The sequence below is a fragment of the Salinimicrobium sp. TH3 genome, from assembly GCF_026676115.1.
Classification (GTDB): Bacteria; Bacteroidota; Bacteroidia; order Flavobacteriales; family Flavobacteriaceae; genus Salinimicrobium.
The window spans coordinates 604451-616638 of sequence record NZ_JAPONB010000001.1; the positions used below are offsets into that span (position 1 = coordinate 604451).

Here is a 12188-nt window from a genome sequence, read left to right on the forward strand (position 1 = left end):
GATGGGAAGATGCAATTTTCACCGGCAGGTACAATTGCCAATGTTTTGTGTCAAGATTAATTTCCTTAACCGCGTCCGGTCAAGCATAGTCAAGACCCCGCCTTCCAAAAATGCCTTTTTTGTCACCTCATCGTGCAGCAAATCTTAAGTACAGATAAAAACTATCTTAGAGCAGAACGAACCCTGATCCAGTAAAATTTTAATTCCAGGAATTTGCTTAAATTTCCAATTCCCTGCCATACTGCAATTCAAATTAGAAATAATAAAGACTATTGTATCTCACCGGTCATTAATTGCAGACACTATTAATAAAAATTGTTTTATGAAGGGTATCATTCTCACTGTCTTATTTTTAGTCTTACATCAAACTTCTTTTTCGCAGGAAACAATTATTAAAGACCATTCAATTCCTGCCCTGAACAAGGTAATTGATTCTTTAGAAAACAACTATAAGAGATCTGAAATACCAACTTTCCTGTCTCTGCCGCAAACTACAGGAGATTATTTTTATTTGAAAACTGAATTCCCTGATGATTTTATAAATGCTTTAAAAGCAGGTATTCCGCTGGATTCACTTATTGGGAAATTTCCAAATCTCCAGATCGACCGGGATCTATTGATCATAAAGAACAACTACGTGCTTTCCAATGGCGAAGAGAAACTGGAACTAAAATCCTTCCAGATAAAATTTAATAGTGACCATAAGATCACCCTGGAAGCATCAGATTCTTTAGTGAAGGCAAATCATAGACTTTATTATTTAAATCAGCCAGATTATGCTTCCGGCATTAGAAGAGTCAGGGGGTTTTACTTACATGGGGATTTTCTTCAGAAGGAGATTCCGAAGAAATATTCTAAATGGGTTAATTACACCAGTCATCTTGTGCCACCAACCCGGCTGTTTTCTAAGAGCGATAATGATCCTTTTTCACATATCACAGTGACTACGCCTATAGATTCCCTGATTACTTACTTCGCTAAAGTTACCCACAAACCTGTGTTTGACAGAAATGAAAATTTCCAATCAAGAATAAGACTAATGGATCAATGGGAAGAGAAAAGAGCTGCACGTGCCGATAGTTTATTCAGAAATGATCCCGGTTTTAAGAACCTGCTTTTTGAAGCCCTGGTTTTTGCTGAGACTAATCAAAAATCCAATGGCGAACTGGAGGTTTTTGTTGCACAACTTATTTCAAAAGAACGGGCGCTGAATTTAATGAGAAATAATCAGCAGATAGGAACCTGTAGTTTTGATAACGGTCCCCTTGAGCAACAGAAGCGGATGGCCCGGCTGGCCGCAGAAATTCCCGATTGGAATGTTTTTATCCATTCTTTTCTAAATATCATGAATGATCATGTTTCCAGAGTTGCCAACTCTAATATTGCAACTGAGTCGAGAAAAACCTATATCGAAGAACTTACCAAATTGGACCTTGATGTAATAACCTTGTTGTTGGGCTCGAACATGCGTATAGCTGAGACCTCAAATACCCATTATTTTTCTGATGGAAGTAAGGTGGCCAAAGCATTTACTGCATTAAACGAAACCAATAAAGATTTTTTTGAGGCTACTGTTGACAACCTGATCAAGGACGAGCAGGTTGATGCCTTCAACAAACTGCATTTTTATAATACTCTAAGCTATTACCATTATTTTCTTGAGGATTCTCCCAGAAAAGAACGCGTGGCTCAAAAGCTGGAAAAAATGTCAGCTTTTATGCCTGTTTCAATTAGATCAAGAATGGAAGAACCGCATAAGGAATTAAAAGATCTGCTTTTTCAGGAAAGTGAAAAGTTGGAGGAGTTCAACATTCTGGATTCTTCTATTGGAAATATTTATTCTTATAGTTACGGAGGAGATTGCTGGATGGCGGAGATTCAGGAGAAGGCTGGGAATCCGAGATTGATCTATGATCTTACCATGCCTATTGAAGAAAAGATCACCCCGTTAAGTAATTTTCTGAAACAAAAGCCAGAGCTAACCGGAAGAATTGAGGATCATAGCTTCATCAAACGGTTATTGGATGCTGATACCAAGAGTAAACTTTATTTAAAATTTACAGAAGACAGATCATTTTATAACTTTCGTAATAAGGTACTCAAAGATGTTCCCGGGGCAATTAAAGAAAATTGGGATTTTAAAAATGCTGTTTCCTTTTACATTTTGTATCCCGACAAAAGATATGTGAGGTTTATCCTTTTTGAAAATAATGATCTTATGGTTCTGGAGATTCCTCGGGATTACAGTCTTCCTAAATACAGTTTTGAAGATTTGGTCACAAAAACAAAGGAATCTTTTCTTTCTGTGACCTATGAAAGCTATAAAATTTTTAATGAGAAGGGTGAAATGCTGAATTAATTTAAGGGAAAAGATATCTTCCCGTTTTAAAAATTCAAATAAAAGATTTTATGGGCTCACAAATTGAATTTATAAGGAATGCCACTCTGGTTCTTAATTACGCAGGTAAAAGGATCCTAATGGATCCCATGTTTGCCAAAAAGAACGAATATCCAGGCTTTCCCGGAACCGTAAATTCTGAAGTTAGGAATCCGCTGGTAGAGATGCCGGTAGACCCTGAAAGTCTGTTTGATGTTGACGCTGTCCTGGTTTCTCATTTGCACACAGACCACTGGGATCCGGTTGCGAGACAAATCCTGCCCAAAAACCTGAAGATCCTTGTCCAGGATGAAGATGATGCGAAAATAGTTCGCTCACAGGGTTTTATTAATGTTGAAGCCCTGCCGGAAAAGACAGATTTTAATGGACTACAGTTTTCAAAAACCCACTGCCAGCACGGAAACGATATTGCCTATTTAGTACCCGAAATGGTCGAATTCCTGGGGAAATCCTCAGGGTTCTATTTTAATGCGGAAGGGGAGAAGTCAGTTTACTTTTTAGGAGATACGATCTGGATTGAGGAGGTAGAAAACAATTTAAAAAGCTGGAAACCCGATGTAGTCGTGGTAAATGCCGGTTATGCAATGATGACCGAGGCACGTTTTGGCGCGATCATTACGGGAAAAGAAGATGTGGAAAAGATTCACGAACTATTGCCGACTGCCACAATCATTGCCATTCATATGGAAGCTTTGAATCACTGTGTTTTGAGCCGAAAGGAGTTGAGGAAATTTGCCGAAGAAAGGGGCTTTTCAGAAAAATTGATCATTCCCAAAGATGGAGAGGTGATAGATTTTTAGATAAAAATTAATTTTCTTAACCGTGTCCGGTCAAGCGAAAACTAGACCTAGCTCCCCGAAAATGCCATTTTTGAACCCTCTTGAATTTTCCCGGCAATATGATTTTTTCATTTTTATTAAATCTGTAATGCAAGTCCTACTGATTTTTAAATACGTACTATTGTTATTCGGTTTAACGCCTCTCTTTTAACGGCTAGAGGTTGTTTTAAAAACCCCAATCAATTCGAGAAGCTATCCTCGCTTTAGCTAAATCAATGAAGTTATACATCAAAAGCATGGTCGGTTCACCAGGGAAAGCCCTTGTGAAAGAAGAACTTGAAAGGCTCAAAATACCTTTTGGTCTTATTGAGATTGGCGTGGTAGAAATTCCTGTAGGGATAAGCTTAAAACAGCGGGCACAACTAAAGATCAATCTTTTGCCGCTGGGACTAAAACTGCACGAAATTAAAAAAGTTATATTGGTCGAAAAGATCCAAACTGCTGTCCTGGAAATGATAGAATATTCAGACGGAAATCCTATAATTAGCTATTCCGAACATCTAAGTGCAAAACTGGGATACGATTACACTTATCTGGCCAACATCTTTTCAGAAGTATATGGGTTTTCTATACATCAATATATAATTTCCGGCAAAATTGAGAAGGTGAAAGAACTGCTTTTCATCGGCGATATCAGCTTGTCCCAGATATCCTATAACCTGCATTACAGCAGCGTTGCACATTTATCCGGCCAATTTAAAAAAGTTACCGGCCTCTCTCCCACATGTTATAAACTTATAAGGCGGAAAAGAGAAGATATGGCTGCACTCCTTCAGGCATAATTGCTTTTCCTGTCGGAAAATAATTCTCATTTCTACTCTTTTACTTCCGCAGAATCTCCCAACAGGCTCATTAAAAGGACTCCCAACCTACCGGGATGGCATTTGAGCATCAATAGTTAAACTCTAGCCAATAGTGTGAATTATATAACATTTCCGTAGGACTTGTCCCTCACATTTGCAGCGTGAAAATCTTTTCACTCTGGCCCCAAGCCAATAACAATTATCAAGATAAATATATGCGTTTTAAAAAATTACAATTATCTGCTGCGGTTGCGTTTGCTTTTGCAGTGGTACTCTCGATTTCCGGATGTTCCGAAGACGACGTAACCGAGGTCGTGGGAGTATGCCCTATAGTCGTAACGACCGAACCCCAGGATGGTGATGTCGATGTGCCCCTTGCACAGGTGATCTCTGCAATCTTTAACGAGGAACTGAATCCTGAAACAGTAAATTCTGAAACTTTTAAAGTTAATGGAAGCTCTGCCATAGCCGGAACCGTTACTTATGCAGACAACACTGCTTTCTTTACACCCTCTGCTAATCTATTGCCAAACGTTACCTACACCGCAATGGTGACTACAGGGATTAAAGATCCTATGGGTAATGCATTGCAGAAAAACTATGAGTGGACCTTTACTACTATTCCTGAAATAACCTTAGCTGCCTCACCTTTGACCGATGGAACTATTTCGGGAGCGGGAATGTTCAATAATGGATCTACTGTTACTGTTAATGCCACGCCTAATGAAGGTTTCAAATTCACTAACTGGACTGTGGGTGACAAAGTAGTTTCTACAGACCCTAACTATGAGTTTGAAATGAATGGTAACATTTCATTAGTTGCCAATTTTGCGCTTAAGACCTATACTTTAAATGTAACTGCTGAAAATGGAACTGTTGCTAAAGATCCAATCCAGGTGACCTACGAGCATGGAACTGCGGTAAAACTTACTGCCACTGCTGCAGCGGGATACGAGTTTTCTTCCTGGAGTGGTGATGCCACGGGATCTACAAATCCTTTGACAGTTACTGTGAATGCCGATAAAAATATCACTGCAAACTTTACTCCTGTCCTGTTCGCATTGAACATAACTGCTGAAAACGGAACTGTTGCTAAAGATCCAAACCAGCAAAGCTATAATAGTGGAGCTACGGTAAAGCTTACCGCTACCCCGGCTGCGGGATATCAGTTTTCTTCTTGGAGTGGTGACGCTACGGGATCTACAAATCCATTGTCAGTCACAATGAACGCCAGCAAGAATATCACTGCAAACTTTACTTTGGTACCTGTTAATACCTATACTTTAAATATCACTGCTCAAAACGGTAGTGTTACAAAGAATCCAAATCAGCAGAAATACAACAGCGGAACTAAGGTAACTCTTACGGCCACTCCTGCCACAGGCTACCAGTTTTCTTCATGGAGCGGTGGTGCCAGCGGATCTACAAATCCACTGATAGTTACAATGAACGTTAACAAGAATATCACTGCGAACTTCACTTTAAAAGCGGTTAGTACCTATACATTGAATGTAACTGCCCAAAACGGTACTGTGGCCAAGAATCCGAATCAGCAGAAATACAACAGCGGAACTAAAGTAACCCTTACGGCCACTCCGGCCACAGGATACCAGTTTTCTTCATGGAGCGGTGATGCTACGGGATCTACAAATCCGCTGACAGTCACAATGAATGCTAACAAGAATATTACGGCGAACTTTACTTTAATTCCTGCTAATGCTTATACGCTCAATGTAACTGCTATAAACGGAACTGTTGCAAAGAATCCGAATCAGCAAACCTACAACAGCGGAAGTACCGTAAACCTTACAGCCACCCCGGCAAATGGTTATGAATTTTCATCATGGAGTGGTGACGCTTCAGGAACCAACAACCCTTTGACCGTTGTCATGAATTCTAACAAGAATATCATTGCTAACTTCACTCAGGTGAACAATCCTAATATTCAGGGTATCAACCTGAGATCTGCCGGAGACTTTGTTGTTCTTTCGGGAGCAGGGATCACTAACACCGGTGTTACTACCAGGTTGACAGGTGATGTTGGCTCATTCCCAACCCCTACAATAAACGGTTTAGACCAGACCAATGTAAATGGAAAGCTTTATACCACGGCAGATCCTTTAGTTGACCAGGCGAAAAAAGATTTAACCACAGCCTATAATGATGGGCAGGCCAGGTCTTTAAATGCTATTTCATTACCGGGACAACTTGGAGGTCTTACTCTTGCTCCGGGATTGTATGTTAATTCAACATCAACCGGAATTTCAGGAACAGGACCACAGGGAGTCTTAACATTACATGGTGATGCAAATGCGGTATGGATCTTTAAAATGGGATCAACTTTAGTGACAGATCCTGGGACAAGTATCGTGCTTTCGGGTGGTGCAAAAGCTGAAAATATCTACTGGATAGTAGGTACTTCTGCAACGATTGGAACCACTTCTGTTTTCTACGGAAATATCCTTGCTAATATTTCGATCACCTTAAATACCGGTGCGGTTCTTAATGGAAGAGCACTGGCGAGAACGGGATCTGTAAGTCTGGATTCTAATACAGCTAAAAAATAATGATCCACTTAGGGATCAATAAAATCAAAATCAATTATAAAATGGGACTGTGCTCTGCACAGTCCTCTTATAACCCAAATATGAAAAAAATACTTTTTATTATAATGATCGCATTAGGTTTCCAGATGCCTGCACTGGCACAGGAGACTCAGTACGAAAAGCCAACCTGGTTGTTTGGTGTAGCTGCCGGTGCTAACTTCAATTTCTATCGCGGAACCACTCAGCGCATAAATGCCGATCTAATGGTGCCCACAGCTTTTCATGATGGGACTGGAGTAGGTCTTTTTGCTGCACCTCTTATAGAATATCGTTTTCCTAATTCAGTTTGGGGAATCATGCTACAGGCAGGATACGACAATCGCCAGGGTGAATGGGATCAGGTGATCTCCCCATGTGACTGTCCTATGGACCTTTCTACAGACCTTAGCTATATCACAATAGAACCAAGTCTGCGCATCGCACCTTTTAAGAACGCGTTTTACCTTTTTACAGGTCCAAGACTTGCGTTTAATCTGGACAAGTCCTTTACTTATCAGAAAGGGACCAATCCTGAGTATCCTGAGCAAATAGCCGATCCTGAAGTCAATGCCGATTTTAGTGAGGTTGAAGACAGGCTTATCTCCATGCAGGTGGGAGCGGGATTTGATATTCCTCTTTCTTCGAATAAGCAGAGAACCCAGTTCGTGTTTTCTCCCTTTGTAGCCTTCCATCCTTATTTCGGTCAGAACCCACGTTCAGTAGAATCGTGGAACATCACCACCATAAGAGCCGGTGCAGCCATTAAATTTGGGATGGGACGTAAGAGAGTAATTGAAGAAGCTGAAGTTGTAAAACCAGAATTTGGATTTACCGTTGATTCTCCACAAAATGTGCCGGGTAAAAGCATTATTTCTGAAAGTTTTCCTCTAAGCAATTACATATATTTTGAAAAAGGATCAACCGAGATCCCGGGAAGATATAAGTTGTTGAATAAAGATGAAGTGAAAGATTTCAAAGAAGATCAGGTTGCGGTAAAGTCACCAAAAGATCTTTCGGGACGTTCTAAACGTGAAATGGCAGTTTATTACCATGTATTGAATATTCTTGGTGACCGTATGGGTAAAAATCCAAACTCGACCATAACTCTGGTTGGATCATCTGAAAAAGGTCCCGAAGATGCAAAAGTGATGGCAGGATCTGTAAAGACTTATTTAGTAGATGTATTTGCGATTAATTCTTCAAGAATTGCTGTTGAAGGAAGAACCAAACCAAAAGTTCCTTCAGAAAAAATTGGAGGGAAACTGGAGCTGGATCTTTTACGTGAAGAGGATAGAAGAGTAACTGTTGAAAGTACTTCTCCCGAGTTGCTTATGGAATTCCAGAGTGGGCCTAATGCTGCCATGAAGGCGGTACAACTTAAAGGTATCCAGGAAGCACCTGCTTCAAGCTATGTAACATTTAAGACTGATGGAGCAAAAGAAGCATTCTCTACATGGAGACTTGAACTTACAGATGACAATGGAACGGTTAAGAACTACGGACCTTATACTGAAGAGGAAGTGAGCATCCCCGGAAAGACCATTTTAGGAAACAATACTAAAGGAGATTTCAAAGTAAAAATGATTGGTACTGCCAAAGACGGAGAGATCATGACTAAAGAATCCAACATAAATGTCGTACTGTGGACTCCGTCTGAAGTGGAAGAAGGTATAAGATTCAGTATCATATATGAATTTGACGACGCCAAAGCGATCGCGATGTACGAAAAATATCTTACTGAGATCGTAGCGCCAAAAATTCCGAAGAATGGGAAAGTGGTTATCCAGGGACATACAGATGTTATTGGAGATGCAGAGAACAATCAGAAACTGTCTATGGCCCGTGCCAATGATGTGAAGAGGATACTTGAGGCTGCACTTTCTAGATCAAACAGAAAAGATGTTACGTTTGAAGTTTACGGTTTTGGTGAGGATACAGTAAAGTCTCCTTTTGGAAACAATCTTCCTGAAGAGCGTTCTTACAACCGTACTGTTGTGATCGATCTTCTTGCCGGCAACAAAACATTGTAAAAAATAAGCTTAGAATTCTAAGAAAGGGCCTGATGTAAAAATCAGGTCCTTTTTTTGTTTCCTAACCTTCCAAAAATGTCATTTTAGACACTCATTTTCGAAAATTCCAGGAACTTACCCGCCAAAGCTTCGAACGGAGGAGGGGGAAAGCCCATATTTCAAAACTTTTTCTAACTTAAAATTTGCCGAAGCAATACCTCACCGGCCCACACTTTTCCGAGGAGTAAATATTTTCATGTGAAGTAAAATAATTTCTGTGGAAGATGATCCTTTTTTGAATAAATTCCGTGCGGCTAAAAGCCTTAAAACCAATCCTGAATGATGAAAAAAATATTCTTCCTGGCGATGATCCTGTGCATCTGTGGATGCTCAACAGAGGAGGTGACAACTCAGGGCAAAATGGACTGCTTTCAGAAATCTTTTATGGAGCCGTTTACCATGGAACCCGGTCAATGTGTCAACCTTAAGGAATGGCCCGATAAGACATTTACACTGCTAAAAATAGAATCAGCTAAAAAACAGAAGCAAACGGTGCCTGCCGCAACTATTGCCTATAGTCTTAAGGAAATCAATTCTTTTCAGGAATGGTTTGATGTTTCGATCAATGAAGATTATCAGGAAGAGGGAACTTCTTTTTCAGGAAGATTCCGCATAATCGCAGACGGCAATGTTTCTTACACAATTTTTGTCGATGATATAGAATTCACCGAAACCGAAACTGAGTACATTTTCAAGAAACTGACTCTAAGATTTTCAGAATATGATCCTGAATATTAGGATGGGATTATCTGCCTGATCAATCTTATCTCGCTGCTGTAAAACTAAGACGAAATTTGGTAACTTCTGCTTTCTACAATCTAACTTTCATATCTTAGTAGGAAACCAAAACCTGTTCCTGAAATTGAAACCTTCCGCAAACCCGGGCAATAACGATATTTTCACCTACAGGAGACTCAGGCGGGCAATAGGATATCTGGGAATAGCTCTGCCGGTGCTGCTGGTGGTATTTTCTTTTATTCCCTTTTTCAAAACCGAGGTGCAGACTTCCATAAGTGATTATTATTATACTAATCTTCGGGACATTTTTACCGGGACTTTAGCCGCGGTCGGGTTGTTTATGATCTCTTATAAAGGACATTGGAATGAGTCACTTTTGAAGAATGACCAACTGCTTACCAATGTTGCAGGTATCATGGCAGTGGGCGTGGCTCTTATTCCTGTGACGCCGGAGTTTGAAGTTGAAAATATCCTTACTCTTATTCCCTATGATTTTTCCTGGTTGGGCTGGTTCCACTACGGTTTTGCTGCCCTACTCTTCGGAAGCTTCGCGTTGCTGGCGATCAACGTTTTTACCATCGGGCAGAATGAGCCCGAAGATATTCCTGTAAGCACAATTAATGAAAATCATATTTACAGGTTTTGCGGGATTGCCATTATTATTCTCATGATCCTGGTTCCTGTTTCCGAAATGCTGAAATTGTTCAGGTATTCTACACTTATCCTCGAATCTCTTGCCCTGTTTTTCTTTGGAGCGGCCTGGTTGATTAAAGGTCGGGCGCTGGGAGACCGGGGAAAACTGGGAGAGAAAATTTACCGGGAGCATAACGCGGAAGGCACTGAAGAACAATGATTATGCAGCAAAAACAATCCATCCAGAGCGTTAACTCCTGAAGGATTAACAGAAAGCAAGACCGGATCTAAAAAATGCTATTTTTTAGAAATCTGATTTTAAGCAGTAAAAAACGAACTCTCTTTCCCCAAAATTTTTTATTTTATTATGTATTCCTGGTTAACAAAATGAAAACTAAATTGATCACTTTTTTCTCTGTCATATTAGTTCTGTACCTCCTTATATGCACTTTGCTGTCCTTTTTTCAGGAGAAAGTAATATTCTTTCCCGATTCTCTTGATAAAAATTTCAATTTTGAGTTTGAAGGAAATTTTGAAGAACGCTATGTTACAATGAAAGATGGCATCAAATTACATTCGCTGCTATTCAATACCACCGATCCAAATGGAGTGATCCTTTATTTGCACGGTAACGCAGGTTCCCTGGAAGTTTGGGGGACTGTAGCCGATATTTTCACCAACCTGGGGTATGATGTTTTTATTCCAGATTACCGGGGCTACGGCAAAAGTGAAGGCAGAATAAAAAGTGAGGCGCAGCTGCACAGGGATATGCAAACCCTCTATAATTACCTGAAAAAAGAATATTCTGAAAACGAGATTATCGTGCTGGGGCATTCCATAGGTTCGGGCATGGCGGCAAGGCTGGCTGCGAAAAACGATCCAAAATTACTTATCCTTCAAGCGCCTCCATACTCTTTGCCTCACCTGGCAAAAAAGATGTTTCCGCTCAATCTTTTTCCGTCGTTCCTTATCGAATACAAACTAAAAACGGGCAAATATGTGAAAAAGGCCAATGTTCCGGTTGCGGTCTTTCATGGAGATGAAGATGAGATCGTTCACTATGGCTCTTCCCTCAAAATTCAGCAGCATTTTAAACCCGGGGATACTTTAATTACTCTCCAAGGCTTGGGCCACAACGATTTTTTAAATACACGGCAATATGCAGAAGCAATAGAGGAAATCCTGGCTAATAACAGCGATTAAACTGAACCTGGAAATGATCCTGAAAATGCCATTTTTGGAAGGCCTGAATTTCCGCAGTAAAAACCGCCCTCTTCCCCCTCAAATTTTTCATCCTGTCTCTGCATAAAAAAAATTAATATACATTGCCATAGCTTTTACCGATCTCTGACTTAACAACTTATTTAAATTCACAGGATAATCCTTCAAAAAAAGGTGAAACAATCCCTTTTTTAAGCATAAAAATTTATCATGAAAAATAGTTTTTTGACGAGCCTCGTTTTTTGCTTCCTTTTTATTTTTTACACTAATACTTCCCGGGCACAGCAGGAATTCAATCTTACCGGGGGAACAGGATCACCCGAAATGATCAATGTTGGGCTGAGAATGCGGGTAGATCAAAATCAATATGGTTTAGCCATAGGTACTAATTTGGCTTATAAGAATGATAATATGAACGTGTCCGGGGATTATTATTATCATTTCAGCGGAAGATCGGGACATACCTCTTTGCGCCCGTGGTACATCAAATCGGGATTAACCTATATGCACAGTGAAGGGGATTGGGAAATACGTCAGAACCTCTTGCTGGTGCCCAGGCTGGGAAGGGAATTCAATATGACTCCCGAATTTGGAGTAGCCCTGGAGGCGGGAATTATGCTAATGCTCATGGACAAAAATACAGCAAAGAAGGAAAGGACAGATGCTGTATCAGGTGATCTTGATCTTATAGGGTCAGGATTTATACAACCCTCTGCCGGCCTGAAATTTTTCTACACACTCTATTAATGATCAATAGACAATTACAAGCACCAAATTTTAATAATTTGAAAATGTGAGGATTTGAAAGTTTGAAAATTGGAGCTGATCTCTCTACTGCACCTCGGCGGCCTTTATAGAATCTTTGCAGCCGTTGCAAGAAATAATGAGTGGGTTACATGCAC

The 12188-nt window shown here is 40.2% G+C and carries 9 protein-coding genes; all 9 read left to right on the forward strand.

Annotation, left to right across the window (positions count from 1 at the left end; genetic code table 11):
- The first annotated feature begins 322 nt into the window (after window positions 1-322).
- The 9 genes from OU683_RS02610 (at window position 323) to OU683_RS02650 (ending at window position 12033) form a co-directional block, all read left to right on the forward strand.
- Window positions 323-2359 carry a hypothetical protein gene (locus OU683_RS02610; RefSeq protein ID WP_268134837.1) on the forward strand — a complete coding sequence of 679 codons (2037 nt, stop codon included), beginning with the start codon at window positions 323-325 and terminating at the stop codon, window positions 2357-2359.
- Window positions 2360-2409: 50 nt separating this feature from the next.
- Window positions 2410-3198 carry an MBL fold metallo-hydrolase gene (locus OU683_RS02615; RefSeq protein ID WP_268134839.1) on the forward strand — a complete coding sequence of 263 codons (789 nt, stop codon included), beginning with the start codon at window positions 2410-2412 and terminating at the stop codon, window positions 3196-3198.
- Between the two features lie 254 nt (window positions 3199-3452).
- On the forward strand, window positions 3453-4019 hold the full coding sequence (locus tag OU683_RS02620) for a helix-turn-helix domain-containing protein (RefSeq protein WP_268134841.1): 567 nt from the start codon (window positions 3453-3455) through the stop codon (window positions 4017-4019).
- 236 nt (window positions 4020-4255) lie between these two features.
- The gene (locus OU683_RS02625) at window positions 4256-6607 is read left to right on the forward strand and encodes an InlB B-repeat-containing protein (protein WP_268134843.1); all 2352 of its coding nucleotides are present in this window, start codon (window positions 4256-4258) and stop codon (window positions 6605-6607) included.
- Between the two features lie 80 nt (window positions 6608-6687).
- A complete protein-coding gene (locus OU683_RS02630; protein WP_268134845.1) occupies window positions 6688-8655 on the forward strand; it encodes an OmpA family protein in 1968 nt (655 codons plus the stop codon).
- Between the two features lie 318 nt (window positions 8656-8973).
- Complete coding sequence (locus OU683_RS02635) at window positions 8974-9432, forward strand: hypothetical protein (RefSeq protein WP_268134847.1); 459 nt, start codon at window positions 8974-8976, stop codon at window positions 9430-9432.
- 124 nt (window positions 9433-9556) lie between these two features.
- Window positions 9557-10285: a hypothetical protein gene (locus OU683_RS02640; RefSeq protein ID WP_268134849.1), complete on the forward strand. Its 729-nt coding sequence runs from the start codon at window positions 9557-9559 to the stop codon at window positions 10283-10285.
- 167 nt (window positions 10286-10452) lie between these two features.
- Window positions 10453-11268: an alpha/beta hydrolase gene (locus tag OU683_RS02645; protein WP_268134851.1), complete on the forward strand. Its 816-nt coding sequence runs from the start codon at window positions 10453-10455 to the stop codon at window positions 11266-11268.
- Between the two features lie 228 nt (window positions 11269-11496).
- Window positions 11497-12033 (forward strand): hypothetical protein, encoded by a 537-nt coding sequence (locus OU683_RS02650; protein WP_268134852.1) that lies wholly within the window; start codon window positions 11497-11499, stop codon window positions 12031-12033.
- Window positions 12034-12188: the final 155 nt, after the last annotated feature.